This is a genomic window from Iodidimonas nitroreducens (assembly GCA_000710935.1).
GTDB lineage: Bacteria > Pseudomonadota > Alphaproteobacteria > Sphingomonadales > Rhodothalassiaceae > Iodidimonas > Iodidimonas nitroreducens.
On record BAYV01000015.1, the window covers coordinates 212,454 to 232,800 of the forward strand.

Genomic DNA, 20,347 nt, shown 5'->3' on the forward strand with positions numbered 1-20,347 from the left:
TAAGGCGCAAGTCCGCAAGGATAGGGCCGATGCGCTCTAGTCAAAAGCCCCGCAAATGATTACAAAGCCATCCATGAATTCTGATCCATTTGATTTTCAAGATGATGCGCCGTCTGGCGGGACCGGGGCCGCATCCGGGGCCAATTCCGGGGCCAATCCTGCTGGCGAGCCGCCATGGCTTTCGGGGCTCAATCCGGCCCAGCGCGATGCTGTTTTAAGCCTTTTGGGGCCGGTTCTGGTGCTCGCTGGCGCCGGCACCGGGAAAACCCGTGTGCTCACCACCCGCATTGCCCATCTGATCGCCACCGGCCATGCCCATCCCGGTGAAATTCTGGCCGTCACCTTCACCAACAAAGCCGCCCGGGAAATGCGTGAGCGGGTGGAGCATCTTTTGGGCCGCCCGGCGGCGGGCATGGCTTTGGGCACCTTTCATTCCATCTCTGCCCGCTGGCTGCGCCATTATGCCGAACGCGCCGGGCTCAAATCCAATTTCACCATCCTTGATAGCGATGATCAGATCCGCCTGCTCAAACAACTGATCCGGGCCGAGGATATCGACGAAAAACGCTGGCCCGCACGGCTTTTGGCGGGGCTGATCGATCGCTGGAAAAACCGGGCGCTGACCCCACAAACCGTGCCCCAAGCCGAAGGCATGAGCTTTGCCGAGGGCAAGGGCCTTAGCCTTTACCGGCAATATCAGGAGCGGCTTTTACAGATCAATGCCTGCGATTTTGGTGATCTGATCCTTCATATGATCACCCTGATGCAAAATCATCGGGATATTCTGGCCAGCATCCAGCGGCGCGCGCGCTTTTTGCTGGTGGATGAGTATCAGGATACCAATGTGGCGCAATATCTGTGGCTGCGGCTTTTGGCGCAAAGGCCGGAGACTGAACCCCGGCATATCTGCTGTGTGGGGGATGATGATCAATCCATCTATGGCTGGCGTGGCGCGGAAGTGGGCAATATCTTGCGCTTTGATCAGGATTTCCCCGGGGCCAAGGTGATCCGTCTGGAACAGAATTACCGCTCCACCGGGCATATTCTGGGGGCGGCTTCATCCCTGATCGCCGCCAATGCATCGCGCCTTGGCAAAAGCCTGTGGACCGAGGCGGGCGCGGGCGAAAAGATCGACCTGCGCGGGCTGTGGGATGCCAATGAAGAAGCCCGCACGGTGGGCGATCTGGTGGAAGATCGGCAAAGGCAGGGCGATTCTTTATCAGAGATGGCCATATTGGTGCGCGCCGGTTTTCAAACCCGCGAATTTGAAGAACGGATGATCACCCTTGGCATTCCTTATCGGGTGATCGGTGGGCCGCGCTTTTATGAGCGGGCGGAAATTCGCGATGCCCTTGCCTATTTGCGCCTTTTGGTGCAGCCCGATGATGATCTGGCTTTTGAACGCATCATCAATCTGCCCAAACGCGGGCTGGGCACGGCAGCCTTGCAGATGATCAACCGGCTGGCCCGGGCCGAGGGCACATCCATGAGCCGGGCCGCCGCTCAGCTTATCGGCAGCGAGGATCTGCGGCCACAGGCGCGGCGGGCGCTGGCGCATTTCCTTGAAGATTTCAAGCGCTGGCGCGAACAGATCGATCAGCTTGATCATCCCAGCCTGACCGAGCTGATTTTGGAAGACTCAGGCATTGTCGAGATGTGGCAGAAGGATAAATCCCCCGATGCCAGCGGCCGCCTTGAAAACCTGCGCGAACTGGTGGGGGCGATGCGCGAATTCGACAGCCTCAACGGATTTCTGGAACATATCAGCCTTGTGATGGACAATCAGGAGGCATCAGGCCTTGAAAAGCTGACGATCATGACCCTTCATGCCGCCAAGGGGCTGGAATTTGACACCGTGTTCCTGCCCGGCTGGGAAGAAGGGGTTTTTCCCAATCAACGCTCCATGGATGAAGGCGGGCTGAGCGCCCTTGAGGAAGAACGTCGCCTTGGCTATGTGGGGATCACCCGCGCTAAAAAGCGCGCGATCATCCTTTTTGCCGCCAATCGCCAGATTTTTGGCCAATGGCAATCGAGCCTGCCATCCCGCTTCATCGAAGATCTCAACCCCCAGCATATCGAAGAGCATCTGCAACAAGGACTTTATGGCCAATCGCGATCCCCGCGCATGGTGGGGGATCAAAGCTGGGACGGGGGCAAGGCCTGGGGCGGCTTTCAGGGCTATGATACCGAACCCGCCCGGGGGCCGGGCTGGGCGCGGGCCCAAGCCCATGGCGCGCGCCAAAATGTGGAGGGACGCGGCGACCGGGTGCGCCGATCCTCGCGCCGGGCCCATGGTTTGCAGGGTGTGGGTTTGCAGGCCATGGACTCGCGAAAATCCGGCCATCCATCAGCCGATCAGGCTGCCGCACCCGCCTTCACCATAGGCGAGCGGGTGTTTCACGAAAAATTCGGCTATGGCGAGATCATCGAGATTTCGGGCCACAAGCTGCACATCGATTTTGAACATTCCGGGGTAAAGCATGTGCTCGACAGTTTTGTGACATCCTCATGAGCGGCTGGAAATTATGGATCACCGCCCCGCCCCATGCCGTGGCCGCGATTGAAGGGCTTTTTGAGGATGCCCTCATCCCTTTTGACGAGGATGCGACCCTGTCCACCTTTGAAATCACCGAAGATCGCCTGTGGCAGATTGAAGCCTGCCTGCAAAAAAAGCCCGATCCAGACCCCTTGGAGGCCGCGCTCAACCAGTGGGCCGAGGATGAAGGCCTGGGGCTCGGCCCCTTGGTGCTCGAGGCTTTGGAAGATCGGGATTGGGTGAGCGAAAGCCAGAAACTGCTGGCGCCGGTGATCGCCGGTCGGGTGCTGGTGCATGGCAGCCATGATCGCGCCAAACGCCGGGCCTTTGGCATCAATCTGCAGATCGAAGCGGGTCAGGCGTTCGGCACCGGCCAGCATGCCACCACCAAAGGCTGCCTGTTGATGCTGGATCAATTGGCCCGCCGCAGCCGTCGAAATCAAGCGGGCCACCCCCGCGCCCTGCTCGATCTGGGCTGTGGATCGGGGGTTTTGGCGATGGCCATGGCGCAGCTTTGGCGCAAAGGGGTGATGGCCAGCGATATTGATCCCATCGCCAGCCGCACCGCAGCAGAGAATGGCGCGGTCAATCATCTGCGCCAAACCCGGCATCGCCGCGCCGGGCATGGGCTTCAGGTCATCACCGCGCCAGGGATGAAGCATCGCAGCCTGCGCCGGGCGGGGCCCTTTGATCTGGTGACCGCCAATATTCTGGCAGGCCCCCTGATCAGCATGGCCGCCGCCATCAGCGCCGGCATCGCCCCCGGCGGGCGATTGATTTTAGCGGGATTATTGCAATCGCAAGAGACGGCGGTTCTGGCGGCCTATCGCGCCCGGGGTTTTCGGTTGGAAGGCCGCCTGCAAATCGCCGATTGGCCGAGCCTGCTGCTCAAAAAATCAAGATAGATTTTGACTTTAAGGGCTTAGGCGGCCTGCTGTTCGATCACCGACGGGCTTGCGAGCGCGGCAGCTTTGGCGGGCTTTGCGAACAGATGAATGTCGGCCGATGGGGTCGCGCTCAACTGGCCATTTTCGATCAGATAATCAAAAAAGCCATAGGAACGGCCAAACAGGCCATTGACCACAAGGCGGGCATTTTCAGAAACGGTGCTAAACATGTGCGGTCCTTTCATAGGGTGAAACTATTATGTTGCACCGCACATATGTGCCTTTGTCCCGGCCTTGAGTAGGTCAATTCAAAGCATTTCAGCTATGCGTTTAACGCATGGGTCATAGGGGCGATCATCCCGATGAGAGCATAATGCTTAAGGCGCAATCGCCTTCAGAAGATCGAGCCAACCCTGTTCATCCTTGATGTCAATGCCTAGGGCCTGCGCCTTTTTCAATTTCGAGCCCGCAGCCGTTCCGGCAATCACCAGATCGGTATTTTTGGATACAGAGTCCACCACCTTCGCGCCCAGGCTTTCCGCCCGGGCCTTGCATTCCGCTCGGCTCATTTGGGTCAGCGATCCGGTGAACACCAGCAGCTTCCCCTTGAGCGGGCTGTGGCCCGCCTGTTCCTTCAGGGGCTCTAGCGTAATCTGAGCGAGCAGAGCATCGATCACCTCCTGATTATGCTTTTCATGGAAAAAATCGATGATTGCCGTCGCCATTTTCTCCCCCACGCCATCAAGTGTCATAAGGGCTTCCATGGCCGCTGCCCGCTCACCGGCAAAAAGGCTGCGCAAATCGCCAAAATCCGGCCAATGGCGGGCCAGCAGCCGGGCCGTGCTCTGCCCCACATGATGAATGCCCAAGGCATAGATGAAGCGATCCAGAACAACCGTGCGCCGCGCCGCGATGGCAGCAAACAGATTGGCCGCCGATTGCGCGCCCCAGCCCGGCATCGCTTCGATCTTCAAGGTTACATTGCGGGTTTCCAGCGTATAAATATCCGCCGGGGTTTCGATCAGGCCCCCATCGAAAAAGGCCTTGATCTGCTTTTTTCCCAAGCCTTCGATATCCATCGCATCGCGGGAAACGAAATGGCGCAGCCGCTCCACCCTTTGGGCGGGGCAGGTCAATCCGCCGGTGCAGCGGATCACCACATCATCGCCTTCGCGCCGGGCTTCGGCATGGCAGATCGGGCAATATGTGGGGATGGGGATGGCCTGCGTTTCATCGCGGGGGCCGCCCTCTATCACGGCGATGACTTTGGGGATCACATCCCCCGCCCTTTGGATCGTCACCCGATCCCCGATCCGCAGGCCCAATCTTTGGATTTCATCGCTATTATGAAGGCTGGCATTGCGGACCATCACGCCCCCCACCGTCACCGGTTGCAGCTTTGCCACCGGGGTCAGCGCCCCGGTGCGCCCCACCTGCCATTCCACCGCCAAAAGGATGGTTTGCGCTTCTTCCGCCGGGAATTTATAGGCAATCGCCCAGCGCGGGCTGCGGCTGATAAAGCCCAAACGGCTTTGCAGATCAAGACGATCCACCTTATAGACAACGCCATCGATATCATAATCAAGATCGGCACGCAGGGCTGCCAATCGCCCATAATGGGCCATGATCGCCTGGGGATCGGGCAGAGTTTCGCTGTGTTCGCACACCGCAAAACCCCAGGCCTTAAACTGCGCCAAAGCCTCGGATTGGGTGGCAAAGGGGCGATCGGATAGTTCGCCCCAGCCATAGGCGAAAAAGCCCAAAGGCCGGGCTTTGGTCACGCTCGGGTCCAATTGCCGCACAGACCCCGCCGCCGCATTGCGCGGATTGGCGAAGGCTGGCTTTCCCTCCTTGATCTGCCGGTCGTTCAGGGCCAGAAAATCTGCCTTGCCCATATAGATTTCGCCCCGGATCTCAACGATCTCAGGGATGTGATCGCCTTTGAGTTTTTTGGGGATCGCCGCGATTTCATGAACATTGCGGGTAATATCCTCACCCACAGCGCCATCGCCCCGGGTGGCCCCCTGGACCAGAACGCCGGCTTCATAGCGCAGGCTGGCCGATAAGCCATCGATCTTCGGCTCGCCGGTAAAAACCAGCGCATCGCTTGCATCGAGCATCAGAAAACGCCGGAGTCGAGACATGAAATCTTCGATGTCGCCGCTGTCAAAGGCATTGGCCAATGACAACATGGGCACGGCATGGATGACTTTGGAAAAGGCCTCCGATGGCGCCGCCCCAACCCGCTTTGAGGGGCTATCATCGCGGATCAGATCGGGAAAGCGGGCTTCGATTTTTTCATTACGCTTCCGTAACTGATCATAATCGGCATCGGTTATCTCAGGCCTGTCCGTTTTGTGATAAAGCGCATCATGGTGCGCGATCTCATCCGCCAAGCGGGCCAACTCATGCCGGGCCTGATTGTCATCCAGCTTTTCAACCGGGATATGGGCATAGGTGTCTTCGGTCATCTGATGGGCATTTCTTCAGGCGGATCGTTTCATCAGGCTGCTGGCGGCGGCCCGCGCCTCATCGGTAATGGCCGCCCCAGACAGCATCCGGGCGATTTCCTCGCGGCGGCTCTCGGGGTCAAGGGCCAGCACATCGGTCCGCATCTGGCCGTCGTCCGTCGTGCCTGCTAAAGATTCCCTGATCTCGGATTTGCTGATCTGGAAATGGGTATCGCCCCGCGCCGCCACCTGTGGGGAATGGGTCACCACCAGCACCTGTGCCCGGGCCGCCAGCCGGGCCAGCCGCTCGCCCACGGCATCGGCGGTGGCCCCGCCAATGCCGCGATCCACCTCATCAAAAACAAGGCTATCGGCGCTCATCCGGCTGGCCAAAGCCACCTTCAAAGCCAGAATGAAGCGTGCCAATTCGCCCCCGGAAGCGATCTTGATCAAAGGCCCGAAAGGCGCGCCGGGATTGGTGGAAATGGCAAAGGCCACATGATCGCCGCCATGGCGCACCCAATGATCTTGGGCCAGCGCGGTGATTTCGGTTTGAAACCGGGCCTTTTCAAGCTTTAGGGGCGGCAATTCCGCCATCACTGCCTGATCAAGCCGGGCAGCGGCTTCGCGGCGGGCAGCATGAAGGGCGGCCACCTGATCAGCAAAAGCGGCCCGGGCCGCATCCAGCGCCCGACGCCGATCCGCCAGATCATGTTCATTGTCATCAAGAGATGCGATTGCAGCCGCCATGCGCTTTTGCAGATCGGGCAGATCATCGGGCGGGCATTTATGCTTGCGCCCCGCTGCCCGCAGAGCAAACAGCCGTTCCTCGGTTTGTTCAAGCCAATGGGGATCAAAATCGAGATCCGCCTCAACCCGACCAAGGGCGGCCATGCCCTCGGCAGCTTCCAAAGCGGCCCGATTAAGGGGGGTAAGCACCGGCTCCAATAGGGCCTGCGCCTCAACATCAAGGCGTTCCAGCCGCCGCAAGGCCCCGCGCAATTGGGCTTCAAAGCCACTGTCGGCTGAGAGCTCTTCACGGATTTCAGCCAATAAAACCGCCAGCTTTTCGCCCTGCATCATCTGCGCCCGGGCCATGGCCAGGCGTTCCTCCTCCCCCGGCTCGGGGGCCAAGGCTTGCAATTCGGCCAAGGCATGGCGCATGAAATCTTCATCGGCGCGCAAGGCGGCATGTTGGGCTTCGGCCTCTGATAAGGCCGCTTCAGCCCGGCTTAAAGCATCATAAGACGCCGCCACAGCCTTCAGCACCGCCCCATGGCCGCCAAAAGCATCAAGCAGATCGCGATGACCGGCGGCATCAAGCAGGCCCCGATCATCATGCTGGCCATGCACTTCGATCAGCAGATCGCCCAAAGCCCGCAACACCGCCACCGAGCTGGGCTGATCATTGACAAAAGCCCGGCTGCCGCCATCGGCATTGATCACCCGGCGCAGGATCAACAGATCATCTTCAAGAATGAAATCCTGATCATCCAGATAACGCCGGGCCGGATGGGATGCGGGCACCGCAAAGCTGGCGGTGACCGATCCGCGCTTGGCGCCTTGCCGCACCAAAGACGTTTCCGCCCGGGCACCGATGGCGAGCCCTAAGGAATCGAGGAGGATCGATTTACCCGCGCCGGTTTCACCGGTCAGCACGGTCAAACCTTCATTAAAACCAAGCTCTAAATGCTCGATGAGCACAATATCGCGAATGACAAGGCTGAGCAGCATGACCCAAGCCCCTTAGCGCGCCCATTTCCAGGCCGGTGACAACAGGAAACAAAGGCCGGGGATCATGCTCAATTACCGAAAATGCGGGCAAAAAAGCTGCGGTTTTCTGTGGGCACATTGGGATCTTCGCCAGTAACCATGGCATAAGAACGCTTGTACCATTGGCTGTTGGGGGCATTATGGCCCAGCACCGCAGCATATTTCTGGGCTTCGCTCGTCACCCCCAAAGCGGTAAAGCATTCCACCATCCGGTGCAGCGCTTCGGGCACATGGCTGGTGGTACCATAGGCATCGAGCACATGCTGGAAGCGGCCCATCGCCGCCAGATATTGTTCCTGATTCAGATAAAAGCGGCCCACATCCATATCCTTGGCAGCCAATTGATCATAAACCAGATCAAGCTTTAAGGTCGCATCGCGGGCATATTCACTTTCAGGATAACGCCGCACCACTTCGGTGAGCGCCTGTGCCGCCTGTTCAGTGATCCGCTGATCGCGATAAACATCGGAAATCTGCTCATAATAACTGATGCCGATCAGATAATGCGCATAAGCGGCATGGCTGTTGCCGGGATGCAAGGACAGGAACCGCTCAGCCGCCAGAATGGCGCTGTCATATTCATCATCCATATAAAGCGCATAAGCACCCATAAGCTGGGATTGGCGCGCCCACACGGAATAGGGGTGCTGGCGTTCCACTTCATCGAAAGCGCCCGCCGCCATCTTCCAGCGCTTTTTTTCAAGGCTCATATAGCCAAGATTATACAGCGTTTCCACATCGCGCGCGACATAGGTATCTTTTTCATTGCTGGAACAAGCCGATAACACAAACAGCAGCAGCAAACTCGCCACTAAAAACAGCGGAGGAGAAAGCCGGGACGCGCGCGCTAAGGGCAGGCATAAGGCTACACTTTTTTGCTGAATGTCTTTTCCGGAAAATCTCATCTATACATATCCACCGAGTTGTCATAACCTTGGCTGCACTACCATTGGTAATATCAACCGTCCCGCAGGCAGCGATGTGCACCCGCTTATAGCATATCGCACCAAAGCGCGGGGCAAATGTTTAGTTGAAACAGCCATAACATCGGGGGGCTTTTTACGCAAAGCACAAAAGGCCGGGGCCCCATAAACTTGTAAAGCCGCTCTATGCGTATGAGGACGACATGATCATGAGACATGCGAACACAAACGATGATCCATCAGATAAAAACAACCTGACCAGCCTTGCCAATCGTGTTGATCATCAGGTGGGGCTTTGTATCAAGACAAAGCGCCAGCAGCGTGGGGTAACCCAGCAGGAACTGGCGCAGGCTTTGGGCATTTCCTATCAGCAGGTGCAGAAATATGAAAATGGCACCAATCGAATCACCGCTGGCCGCCTTTATATTCTGGCCCGGGCGCTGGGGCTTGAGGTTGCAGAATTTTTCTCCAGCATCGATCAATCCACCAGCCATCAGGCCCTGCCGATCACATCGGAAGATGTGGTGCTGACCGCCAAGGAGATCAACGCCCTGCGCGATCCCCGGGTGCGCAATTCCATCCGCTCATTGGTGCGCATCCTCAGCACCGAACCCCATGGCCCGCGTTAAGCCAAAAGCCTGTTCATAATAAAGGCCACAGCCAGCGAAAAAGCGGCTGCGGCCTTCATGATCTTTAAGGATCAAACCGGATCGGGATCAGTTGATCTGGCGGCGCAAAAAAGCGGGGATTTCAAGCTGTTCATCCCCGCGCTTGCTGGGCACCGGCCGATCTTCGGGCTGAAGCCTGCCCAGACTGCTTTTCGCTCCGTCTTTTGCCCCATCCTTTAAAGCGGCGGCATCCCCGGCTGACCCCGCGCCATCCGCCTTATCGGCTGCGGGCTGACGGCTGCCGAAGGCTGCCATCCGACGAAACAGCCCGCGCCCGCGTTCCATGCGCGGTTCATCGGATTGCGATGCTTCGGCCGGAATATCCCGCGCCCTTTTCCGTGCTCCATTTTCAAAAGCCGCCTGGGCGAACACATCAGGCGTTCCCTGGGGTTCGGATAAGGAATGAGGAACCTGTGGCGGGGGGGCGATGAACACATCCTCATCCAATGGCGCGGGTTCCGAGACATTGATGGCATCGCTGGAGACCGCCTGATCTTCTGCGCTTTCCATGGGATTTGCCGCAGTTTCTGATTCGGACTCCGGCTCGGACATCAGCACATCATCGGCGGCCTGCGATAGGCTTTCATCGGCCGCCATCTCTTCCACTGCCAACAGGGCCGCCTCGTCTTCATGGGGGGCGTTCTTATCCTCGATGGCCCGGGCCGCCGCCCCTTCATGGCGAAGCTGGGTTGAAGCGGCGGTGCCCATCGCGCCCCCTTGGCGCTGCGGGCGCGAGAAATTAACCACATGCGCCGAAGCTGGCGTAGCAACGGCCAACTGAGCGGCATCGCTTTCGATCCCGGTGGCCACCACCGAAACGCGAATCTGGCCATTCAGGGCTTCATTGAAGGCCGAGCCGACGATGATATTGGCATCCTCATCCACCTGCTCGCGGATATGCCGGGCCGCTTCATCCACCTCGAACAAGGTGAGATCCATGCCGCCGGTGATATTGATAATCACACCCTTGGCGCCCTTCAGGGAGACTTCATCAAGCAGGGGATTGGAAATCGCGGCCTCGGCGGCATCGATGGCCCGGCGCTCGCCATCGGCTTCGCCGGTGCCCATCATGGCTTTGCCCATTTCGCTCATCACCGTGCGCACATCGGCGAAATCCAGATTGATCAGGCCGGGCATGACCATCAGATCGGTGATCCCCCGCACGCCGGAATTCAGCACCTCATCCGCCATCCCAAAGGCATCCTGGAAGGTGGTTTTTTCGGTGGCGATGCGAAACAGATTCTGATTGGGGATAACGATCAGCGTATCCACATGCTTTTGCAGTTCGGCGATCCCCGCTTCGGCCGATTTCATCCGCCGATTGCCTTCAAAGCTGAAGGGTTTGGTGACCACCCCAACCGTGAGAATACCGCGCTCACGGGCCGCCCGGGCAATCACCGGCGTCGCCCCGGTGCCGGTGCCGCCCCCCATGCCTGCCGCCAAAAACAGCATATGGCAACCATCGAGATATTGCTCGATCTGCGACAGGGTTTCTTCCGCCGCCCGTTCGCCCACTTCGGGTTTCGATCCGGCCCCAAGGCCCCGCGTGCTTTCAACGCCAAGCTGAATGCGCGCCTCACATTGGCTATTGGACAAGGATTGCGCATCGGTATTGGCGACCACAAAGCTCACGCCCTGAAGATCGGATCGGATCATGTTATTGACGGCATTGCCGCCAGCGCCACCCACCCCCATCACGGTGATCCGTGGCTGAAGCTCGGTCAATTCCGGCATTGTCAGTTCGATCGACATTGGGCTTCTCCTTTCCTGCTATGGCTCCCCTTTCGGGGCATTGTGCGCCGGCCTGCCCTGCCCGGTCGCGCTGATTTCAAAAATTGTCTTTCAACCATCGTCCCATGCGGGCCCATGGCCCCTGCGGCTCTGCCCGGCTTTTGTCTGCTTGCATCTCCAAAGCTTCCTTTGGCGCAAGTATTGAAAACAAAAGCAGCCCCGTGCAGGTGGCAAAGGCCGGGCCCGATGTGGCATCGGGCGATCCGGCAATCCGCACCGGCTTGCCGATCCGCACCTGCTTATCCAGAATGGTTTGGGCCAGATCCCTGATGCCCGGCATCTGTGCGCCGCCACCCGTCAGCACCACCCGCCGCGCGCCGGTGCCTTCAAAGCCCGAAGCCACCAGACGATCTCGCACGAATTCAAGAATTTCCTCAAGTCTGGGCTGAATGATCCCGGTCAGGGCGGATCGGCTGATCTGGCTCGCCCCATCCTCATCGAATTCGGTTTCGCCCATCTGCGGCACCGTGATGTCTTCACGATCATCCTGAGCCGATTGGATGGCATTGCCATGAACGGTTTTCAATCGCTCGGCATGATCAAGGGGGGTGATGAGGCCCCGGGCGATATCCTGGGTCACATGGCCCGCACCCAAAGGCACGATATCCAGATGCACCATCGCCCCCGCCGCAAAAACCGCGATCTGTGTGGACCCCGCCCCCAGATCCACCACCGCAGCGCCCAGATCGCGCTCATCCTCTACAAGGGTGGCAAGCCCCGATGCATAAGGCCCGGCCACAAAGCGCGAGACCGTAAGATGCGCTTTCTGGATGGCGCTTTCCAGATTGCGCACCGGCCCCGCGGCCGCCGACACCACATGCATGGTCACCGCCAGCCGATCGCCATACATCCCCACCGGTGCCCGCACGCCATAAGAACCATCAATCCCAAAACAGGCCGGAAAAGCATGGATCACCACCCGATCACCGGGATCAATGGCGGCCCGGGCTTCGGCCAGCACCCGGGCGATATCGGCCTCTTCCACCCGATGGCCATCGATGGCCACATCCACTTCGATCACCTGACTTTGCAATTGCCCGGCGCTGAAACTCACGATCACCGATTCCACCGTTTCCCCGGCCAGCGTCTCGGCCTGCTGCACGGCGGCGCGGATGGCGCGCTCGGCTTCGATGATATCGACGACCGCACCGCCCTTCACCCCCACACATAAACGATGGCCAACCCCCAGAATCGTAAGCCCCTGTTGGGGGTCCATCCGGGCGATGAAACACCCCACCTTGCTGCTGCCCACATCAAGGGCGGCGATCAGCCCCTGCCGGTCGGCGCTCATAGGCTTTCCCCTTCGGCCAGACCCAACAGCCTGCCTTCGGCATCGAGCCGCACCGCCAAACGATCCTCGAGGCGCAGATCCACAAGGCTGATCGCCCGCTTCAGCAGATCATATTGCTTTTCCAGCGCCGCAAAGCGCAGCCATGCCTGTTCCGCTGTCCAGCCATTGCGGCGATCATCCGGCCCGGGTTCGGCGGGCAGGCGCAGCAGGATGCCATCGCTCATCTTGATATCCCAGCGGCGATCCCCCACCCGGATCAGAGCCGCAACCCGGTGGGCCAGTTCGGGTGTTTGGGCGATGATCGCGAGAATGCCATCGGCGGCACGGGGTGCCCCATCCCCCACGATCAGGGGCAGATCGCGCCAGCGGGCGAGATCATCATGGCTCAAAACAACGCCATCCCGATCCACCAGCCCCAGAATGCGATCCTTCTGCCACAGGGCGAAGGGCACCCGCTCATCAAGATGAATGACCAGCCGATCCGGCAGGCGGCGTTCCACCATGGCCCGGCGCACCCAGCTGATGGCTTCCAGCCGGGTTTTCAGGGCATCCAAAGAAACGGCATCAAAGGTTTGGCCCCGCACATCGCGCAAGGCTTCCTGCAGGGCGCTATCGGGGGTATGGACCGCCCCTTCCACATCCACCGATCTGATAACGAGGCCCATATCATTTTGCAGCCGGGCAAAATTCTGCATCATCTGGCCCTGCAATAGGGGGCCATAGCTGTGCAAGGCCAGCAAAAGGGCCAACCCAAGGCCGATCATGATGATCGCCTTCACCCGGGCAGCGGTGGGGCGCAACAGGCTCATCGCATCCCCCCTGCCGCTTTGCCGATGATGCGGATTTCCCATTCCAGATCGATGCCGCACATGGCTTTCACCCGGGCGCGCACGTCTTCCCCCAGCTTTTCCAGATCATCGGCACTGGCCGTTCCAGTATTGATCAGGAAATTGGTGTGTTTTTCAGAAATCTGCGCGCCGCCCAATGTCAAACCCCGGCAGCCGGCCTGATCGATCAGGCGCCAGGCCTTTTCCCCCGGCGGGTTTTTAAAGCTCGATCCACCGGTGCGGGTGCGCAAGGGCTGGGCCAGATCGCGTTCGGCAGAAATTTCGGCCATGCGCCGGGCTATCGCATCGGGGGCACCGGGCACCCCGCGCAGATGGGCGGATAAAACGATATCCCCCTCGGGCAAAGCGCTATGGCGATAGGAGAAACCCAAGTCTACGGCCAAAACCTGCTGCACTTCACCAAAGCGATCCGCGATCCGCGCCGCCACCAGCACATCGGCCATATCGCGGCCATAAGCCCCGGCATTCATCCGCACCGAGCCGCCGATGGAGCCGGGCACCCCGCGCAAAAATTCAAGGCCAGCAACAGCCCGATCCCGGGCCAGATTGGCCACCGCAAAATCGGATGCCCCTGCGCCCGCCACCAGATCCACGCCATCAGAGCGGATATCCCCAAGGGATTTGCCCAAACGGATCACCACCCCATCGATACCGCCATCGCGGATCAGAATATTCGATCCCAAACCCAGCACGGTCAGCGGCACATCGGGGGGCAGGGCCTTCAGAAATGCGCACAGATCGGCCTCATCGGCGGGTTCATAAAAAACCTCCGCCGGGCCACCCGTGCGAAACCAGCTATAGCGGGCCAAAGAAACATGGCTTTGCAGCCTGCCCCTAACCTGCGGCAGGCGATCCATCAAATCCCCCTGCTGCGCTGTCATCATGGGCTGGTCCTCCGGCGATCAGCCAAAGCCGCCCGCAGGCTTTCGGGAAGCGCATGGGCCCAGCGGGTGATCGATCCGGCGCCCAAGCAGATCACCACATCTTCGCGATCCTTTTCGCGATGGCCCGATGGATCGGGCTGATCGGCGAAAAGATCGGCCAGCATCACTGCCAATGCCGCCTCATCAGCCACCGCCATCACCGAACGATGGCCATGCGCCTTCAATCCGCGCACCAGATCTTCGGCATGGGCCCCCTCGATCGGGGTTTCTCCGGCTTCATAAACCGGGGTGACCAGCACATGATCCGCATGATTGAAACAGGTGCAGAAATCATCGAACAGATTATACAGCCGGGAATAGCGATGGGGCTGCACCACCGCCACGATCCGCCCGGCATAGGCCTGCCGGGCCGCACCCAAGACGGCGGCGATTTCAACCGGATGATGCCCATAATCATCAACGATGGTGATGCCATCCACCGCATCGATCAGGCTGAAGCGGCGCTTTACCCCGCGAAAATCTGACAGCGCCCGGCGCAGGCTGGCATCATCGAGCCCCATTTCAAGGCCTACCGCAATCGCCGCCAAAGCATTTTGCACATTATGATGCCCCGGCATCGGCAGACGCAGATCCGGGATGCGGCGTGTCGTTTCATTGTGGCGATCAGCGATTTCAACGGCGAAATCCGCCCCGCCCGCGCTGAAATTCAGATCGATGGCCCGCACATCCGCCTGTTTTGAAAAGCCATAGGTGATGATCCGCCGATCATTGATGGCCGCCATCAGGGATTGCACCTCGGGATGATCGATGCACAAAATCGCCGCGCCATAAAAGGGGATATTCTCGGCAAAGGTGCGAAAAGCCGCCCGCTCTGTATCGAAATCACCATAAAAATCAAGATGTTCCGGATCGATATTGGTGACGACGGCGAGGGTGGCCGGAAGCTTCACAAAGGTGCCATCGGATTCATCGGCTTCCACCACCATCCAATCGCCTTCACCCAAACGGGCATTGGTGCCATAAGCATTGATGATCCCGCCATTGATCACCGTGGGATCAAAGCCGCCCGCATCCAATACCGCCGCACAAAGCGATGTGGTGGTGGTTTTGCCATGGGTGCCCGCCACCGAAACGCACCATTTAAGGCGCATCAGTTCGGCCAGCATTTCCGCCCGCCGCACCACCGGAATCTGGCGTTCGCGGGCTTCACGCAATTCAGGATTATCGGCCCGGATCGCCGATGACACCACAACCACACCGGCCTCGCCCAGATGATCGGCATCATGGCCGATGAAAACAGACAGGCCAAAAGCGCGCAGGCGATCCACATTGGCATTGCTGGCAATATCGCTGCCCTGCACCCGATAGCCCAGATTATGCATCACCTCGGCAATGCCCGACATGCCGATCCCGCCAATGCCGATGAAATGGATGAGCCCGATATCAAAGGGAATGTTCTTATTCATGAGGCTCTCCCTTTCCGGCGGCAGTGGTTTCGATCAGATCGGCAAGCCGCAGGGCGGCATCCGGCACGCCCTGACTTTTGGCAGCGGCGGCGGCTTTGCGTAAGGAAGGGGGATCAAGGGCCAGCTTCTGGATCTGCCGGGCCAGCATCTTGGCGCTCAATGCGGATTCCGGCATCAGCCACGCGCCCCCTGCCTCCACCAGATGATGGGCATTGGCGGTTTGATGATCATCGGTGGCCCCGGGCAAAGGCACTAGGATCGCCGGTCGCCCGGCTGCCGTTAATTCCGCCAAAGTGGTGGCCCCGGCCCGGCTAATGACCAGATGGCACCAGAATAAACGCTCGGGCAGATCTTCGATGAAGCTGGCCAGTTCGGCGGCAATGCCCGCCTCCTGATAGCGGCCGCGCACCCGCTCCAGATCTTCGGCCCGGCATTGCTGGGTCACCTGCAATCTGTTTTTTAAATGCGGCGGCAAAAGCGACAGGGCATCAGGCACCCTATCTGACAAAACCCGCGCGCCCTGGCTGCCCCCCACCACCAAAAGCCGCAGCATATGATCGGTATCAAGGGGCGGAAAAGGCTTTTGCGCCAAAGCCGCCACCTGATCGCGCACCGGATTGCCGGTCAGCACCGCCTTTTTGCGCCCTGCTGCCTTGAGCCTTTTCGTGGGTTCATAAGACAAGGCAATTGCAGAGGCAAAGCGCGCCATCAGCCGATTGACCCGACCCATGATCGCATTTTGTTCATGGAGGCATAAAGCAATGCCAAGGCTGCGCGCCGCCAACAGGGCCGACAAAGCGGGATAGCCGCCAAAGCCGATCACCAGATCCGGAGCATGATGGCGCAAGGCCCGCCGCGCCGCCCCGATATTGCCGATAACCCGATAAAGTGCCCGCAGGCGGATCGCAATCCCCCCGGTCATCCGCCCGCATTCCAGCAAAACCGGTTGCTGATTGCGGAAAATGCCGGGCACATCCACCCCCCGCGCATCGGAAAAAAGCACTGTTTCATGGCCGCGTCTGGCCAGTTCCAAAGCCAAGGCATAAGCGGGCATCATATGCCCCCCGGTGCCCCCGGCGGCAATCGCCACCTTCAAGGGCTCTTTTCTGCGCAATGATGAACGGGCCGTGCTCATGTCCAAACCCCCGGACCAAGGCTTGAGCGACGCTCGAACCGATTTTGCCGGGTGAGGGCCAGCACCATGCCCATCCCCCATGTGAGGGCCAGCATCGATGATCCGCCATAGGAAATGAACGGCAAGGTCATGCCTTTGGCGGGCAGCAGGGCAAGATTGACACCGATATTGATCATCGCCTGCAAGCCGAACAGGGCAATCAGCCCGCTCACCGCCAGAATGGTGAAGGGATCATCTTCTTCGGTGAGGCGCATCAGGCTGCGCAGCACGATGGCCGAGAAAAGCCCTAAAATGATCAGACAGGCAAAGGTGCCGAATTCTTCGCCCGCCACCGCGAAAATATAATCGGTATGGGCATCGGGCAGCACCTTTTTCACCGCCCCTTCCCCCGGCCCGCGACCAAAAAGCCCGCCCGCCCGAAAGGCATTGAGGGCCGTATCGATCTGATAGGTATCGCCGCTCGCGGGATTGAAAAACCGGTCGATGCGCGATGTCACATGCGGGATCAGCAGATAAGCCAGCGCGAGCCCGGCGCAACCGCCAAGGATCAAAAGCCCGATCCAAAAAAGCGGCAATCCGGCCAGCACAAGCTGCATCGACCAGATAAGCCCCAGAAGAACCGTTTGCCCCATATCGGGCTGCGCCACCAAAAGCCCGGCGCTGAGGATAAACAGCCCCAAAGCGATCCGCCGACCGGGGAAGCTTTGATCATTCATCGCCCCGGCACAAAGCCAGGCCGACAGGATGATGAAGGATGGCTTTAAAAATTCCGATGGTTGCAGGCTGAAACTGCCAAGGCTGATCCAGCGCTTCGCCCCATTATATTCGGCCCCCATGATCAAAGTGAGCATCACCAGAATAAGGCTGATGAAAAACATGATGATCCCGGTGCGCCGGATCATCCGTGGCGATAATAACGACACCCCGATCATGATCGCGATCCCCGCCAGCAGGAAAACGAGCTGGCGCTTGGCAAAATAGAAAATCGGCAGATGAAGGCGTTCGGCAACCGGGGTCGAGGCCCCGAAGCTTAAGATCAGCCCCGCCGACAACAGGCTTAAAAGGATGAATAAAAGCTTGCGATCCACGGTCCACCACCAGCGGGCCAGCAGGCTTTCATCGGCGCGCGAAAGGAGGGTCATGACCGCACCTCGTCAGGGCCGGTAACATGAGGCAAAAGCCGCCGCACGATGGCCCGAAAATCATCGCCCCGGGCTTCAAAATCGCGATAATGATCAAAGCTTGCACAAGCCGGCGACAGCAGCACGGTTTCGCCGGGGCGGGCATCATGAATGGCCGCTGCTACCGCCGCCGCCATCGTGCCGCAAACCACATGATCAAGCTTGCCATCAAGGGCTTTGGCAAAATCCGGGGCGGCTTCCCCCAGCAGATAGGCTTTTTTGATCCTGCCGAAAAAGGGTTCCAAGGGCGCCAGATCGGTGGATTTCGCCCGCCCCCCGGCAATCCAGCGGATCTGATCAAAAGCGGCCAAAGCCGTGGCGGCGGCATCGATATTGGTGGCTTTGGAATCATTGATATAAACCACATCATCGGCCACGCCCACCCGCTCGCAGCGATGGGCAAGGCCGGGAAAGCTGGCAAAAGATGCCATGATCCCGGCAGCATCCAGCCCCAATTCCAGCCCCGCCACATAAGCCGCTGCCGCATTCTGCCAATTATGCCGCCCGCGCAAGGTGGGAAGATCGCCCAAGGAGCCGATGAGCCTTGCCCCTTCGGCTAAGGAGCGGGCATCGATCAGATCGCCCCCATCCGTCACATAAACCCCATGATCAAGGGGCTGGCGCACCGAGATCGGCACCGTTCTTTGGGGTAGGCGCCGGGCTAGCTCTGCGCCCCAGGGATCATCCACCGAAATCACCGCCAGATGCTGCGGCCCCTGCATCTGAAAAAGCCGCGCTTTCGCCGCCACATAGCCCGCCATATCCCCATGGCGCTCCAGATGATCGGGGCTGATGTTCAAAAGGATCGCCACATCGGCATCAAGGCTGTGGGTGAGATCGATCTGGAAGGATGACATCTCAAAAACATAAACGCCGCCCGCATCCAAAGCCTCTAAGCCCAGAACCGGAATCCCGATATTGCCCGCCAAGGCCACATCGCGGCCACAGGCGGCAAACAGATGCGCCAAAAGCGCGGCGGTGGTGGATTTGCCATTCGTGCCGGTGACCGCGATCAGCCCATGGGGCGGCAGATCGCTTCGGGCTTTGGCAAAGATTTCGATATCGCCGATCACCGGCACATGGGCCGCCCGGGCCTTTAAAACCAGCGGATGGGGTGCCGGATGGGTGAGCGGCACACCGGGGGCCAGCATCAGGGCATCGAGTTGGCTGAAATCCGCCTCATAAAGATCGGTGAGGGGCACCGGCAGGCTTTTCATCCGAAGATCACCGGGATTGTGCGCCAGCGCATCATCATAGGCCAAAACCCGGGCTTTGGATGCGAAAAGCGCCGACAGCGCCGCAAGCCCGGTGCGGGCCAATCCAAAAACCCCGATGGTTTTGCCTTCATATGTGCGCAATGGGATCATCGGCTCATCTCAGCTTCAAGGTGGCAAGCCCGATCAGGGCCAGAATAAGCGCAATGATCCAGAAGCGGATGACGATGGTGGGCTCCGACCAGCCTTTATGCTCGAAATGATGATGCAGGGGGGCCATGCGGAAAACCCGCCGACCGGTCAGCTTGAAGCTCGCCACCTGCACGATCACCGATATGGTTTCCAATACAAACAGCCCGCCAATGATCACGAGCACCAGTTCATGCTTGGTCACCAAAGCAACGGACCCCAAAGCCCCCCCCAAGGACAAACTGCCGGTATCGCCCATGAAAACCATCGCAGGCGGGGCATTGAACCATAAAAAGCCCAGACCCGCGCCGATCATCGCTCCGCAAAAAACAGCCAGTTCGCCCGAACCGCGAATATAGCTGATCTGCAGATAATCGGCATAAATGACATTCCCCACCAGATAAGCAATCAGCCCAAAGGCCGAAGCCGCAATGATCACCGGCATGATTGCCAAACCATCCAGACCATCGGTGAGATTGACCGCATTGCCCGCGCCCACAATGACCATGACCCCGAAAATGGGATAAAACCACCCCAGATTGATCATCACATCCTTCATGAAGGGCAGCATCAGCCCCGGCGAACCGATGCTGGCCACCCACAGGCTGACGGCAATCGCAATGGCGCTTTCAATGATGAATTTCAGCCGCCCCGATACCCCTTTCGGATTGGCCTTGGTGACTTTGAGAAAATCATCAAGAAAGCCGATCACCCCGAAACAAACGGTCACCGCCAGGCAGGCCCAAACATAAGGATTCGATAAATCCGCCCATAAAAGCGTGCTGAACACCAAACCGATCAGAATGAGCAGCCCCCCCATGGTGGGGGTGCCCGCTTTGGTGAGAATATGGCCCGCCGGGCCATCGCTGCGGATGGGCTGGCCTTTTTTCTGTTTCTTCTTCAGCCAACGGATGAAGCCCGGCCCGATGACCAAAGCGATCAGCATCGCTGTCAGCACCGCCGCCCCGGTTCTGAAGGTGAGATAGCGCACCAGATTGAACAGGGCAAAATCATCGGCCAATGGCAGCAACAGATTATAGAGCATGCATATCGTTCCTTTTTGCCTCACCATAATCGGCGGGGCCATAACCGGCGGGGCCATAACCGGCGG

At 59.3% G+C, this 20,347-nt stretch carries 16 protein-coding genes; 3 read left to right on the top strand and 13 right to left on the bottom strand.

What is annotated here, in order from left to right:
• Positions 1–73 precede the first annotated feature (73 nt).
• Positions 74–2,512 (top strand): ATP-dependent helicase, encoded by a 2,439-nt coding sequence (locus tag AQ1_RS08110; RefSeq protein WP_042086065.1) that lies wholly within the window; start codon positions 74–76, stop codon positions 2,510–2,512.
• On the top strand, positions 2,509–3,441 hold the full coding sequence (locus AQ1_RS08115) for a 50S ribosomal protein L11 methyltransferase (protein WP_042086067.1): 933 nt from the start codon (positions 2,509–2,511) through the stop codon (positions 3,439–3,441). Before AQ1_RS08110 ends, AQ1_RS08115 begins: the two co-directional genes overlap by 4 nt.
• Before the next feature lie 17 nt (positions 3,442–3,458).
• On the opposite strand, the gene AQ1_RS08120 is transcribed toward AQ1_RS08115, so the two are convergent.
• From AQ1_RS08120 to AQ1_RS08135, 4 genes are all read right to left on the bottom strand, one after another.
• Positions 3,459–3,653 carry a hypothetical protein gene (locus AQ1_RS08120; protein WP_042086068.1) on the bottom strand — a complete coding sequence of 65 codons (195 nt, stop codon included), beginning with the start codon at positions 3,651–3,653 and terminating at the stop codon, positions 3,459–3,461.
• Positions 3,654–3,800: 147 nt separating this feature from the next.
• The gene (ligA, locus tag AQ1_RS08125) at positions 3,801–5,894 is read right to left on the bottom strand and encodes an NAD-dependent DNA ligase LigA (RefSeq protein WP_042086070.1); all 2,094 of its coding nucleotides are present in this window, start codon (positions 5,892–5,894) and stop codon (positions 3,801–3,803) included.
• Between the two features lie 15 nt (positions 5,895–5,909).
• The gene (recN, locus tag AQ1_RS08130) at positions 5,910–7,607 is read right to left on the bottom strand and encodes a DNA repair protein RecN (RefSeq protein ID WP_042086072.1); all 1,698 of its coding nucleotides are present in this window, start codon (positions 7,605–7,607) and stop codon (positions 5,910–5,912) included.
• Positions 7,608–7,675: 68 nt separating this feature from the next.
• Positions 7,676–8,551, bottom strand: a complete 876-nt coding sequence (locus AQ1_RS08135; protein WP_081837183.1) for an outer membrane protein assembly factor BamD — start codon at positions 8,549–8,551, stop codon at positions 7,676–7,678.
• Between the two features lie 227 nt (positions 8,552–8,778).
• Between AQ1_RS08135 and AQ1_RS08140 the strand changes: the two genes are divergently transcribed.
• Positions 8,779–9,198, top strand: a complete 420-nt coding sequence (locus AQ1_RS08140) for a helix-turn-helix domain-containing protein (protein ID WP_161760501.1) — start codon at positions 8,779–8,781, stop codon at positions 9,196–9,198.
• 87 nt (positions 9,199–9,285) lie between these two features.
• Here the strand turns inward: AQ1_RS08140 and ftsZ are convergent, their stop codons facing one another.
• The 9 genes from ftsZ to mraY all read right to left on the bottom strand — a co-directional run bounded on the left by ftsZ (position 9,286) and on the right by mraY (position 20,281).
• Positions 9,286–10,989, bottom strand: coding sequence for a cell division protein FtsZ (gene ftsZ / locus AQ1_RS08145; RefSeq protein WP_042086074.1), 1,704 nt, complete (start codon positions 10,987–10,989; stop codon positions 9,286–9,288).
• 76 nt (positions 10,990–11,065) lie between these two features.
• Complete coding sequence (ftsA, locus tag AQ1_RS08150) at positions 11,066–12,319, bottom strand: cell division protein FtsA (RefSeq protein ID WP_042086076.1); 1,254 nt, start codon at positions 12,317–12,319, stop codon at positions 11,066–11,068.
• Positions 12,316–13,128 carry a cell division protein FtsQ/DivIB gene (locus AQ1_RS08155; RefSeq protein WP_052371119.1) on the bottom strand — a complete coding sequence of 271 codons (813 nt, stop codon included), beginning with the start codon at positions 13,126–13,128 and terminating at the stop codon, positions 12,316–12,318. The genes ftsA and AQ1_RS08155 overlap by 4 nt, the downstream gene beginning before the upstream one ends.
• A complete protein-coding gene (murB, locus tag AQ1_RS08160) occupies positions 13,125–14,051 on the bottom strand; it encodes a UDP-N-acetylmuramate dehydrogenase (protein WP_462687116.1) in 927 nt (308 codons plus the stop codon). The genes AQ1_RS08155 and murB overlap by 4 nt, the downstream gene beginning before the upstream one ends.
• Positions 14,048–15,517, bottom strand: a complete 1,470-nt coding sequence (gene murC, locus AQ1_RS08165; RefSeq protein ID WP_042086077.1) for a UDP-N-acetylmuramate--L-alanine ligase — start codon at positions 15,515–15,517, stop codon at positions 14,048–14,050. Before murC ends, murB begins: the two co-directional genes overlap by 4 nt.
• Entirely contained in the window at positions 15,510–16,652 is a 1,143-nt protein-coding gene (murG, locus tag AQ1_RS08170) for an undecaprenyldiphospho-muramoylpentapeptide beta-N-acetylglucosaminyltransferase (protein ID WP_042086079.1), read from the bottom strand. Before murG ends, murC begins: the two co-directional genes overlap by 8 nt.
• Positions 16,649–17,794 (bottom strand): putative lipid II flippase FtsW, encoded by a 1,146-nt coding sequence (ftsW, locus tag AQ1_RS08175; RefSeq protein WP_042086081.1) that lies wholly within the window; start codon positions 17,792–17,794, stop codon positions 16,649–16,651. Before ftsW ends, murG begins: the two co-directional genes overlap by 4 nt.
• Positions 17,791–19,200, bottom strand: a complete 1,410-nt coding sequence (gene murD, locus AQ1_RS08180) for a UDP-N-acetylmuramoyl-L-alanine--D-glutamate ligase (RefSeq protein ID WP_042086083.1) — start codon at positions 19,198–19,200, stop codon at positions 17,791–17,793. Before murD ends, ftsW begins: the two co-directional genes overlap by 4 nt.
• Before the next feature lie 4 nt (positions 19,201–19,204).
• The gene (gene mraY / locus AQ1_RS08185) at positions 19,205–20,281 is read right to left on the bottom strand and encodes a phospho-N-acetylmuramoyl-pentapeptide-transferase (protein WP_042086187.1); all 1,077 of its coding nucleotides are present in this window, start codon (positions 20,279–20,281) and stop codon (positions 19,205–19,207) included.
• Positions 20,282–20,347 lie beyond the last annotated feature (66 nt).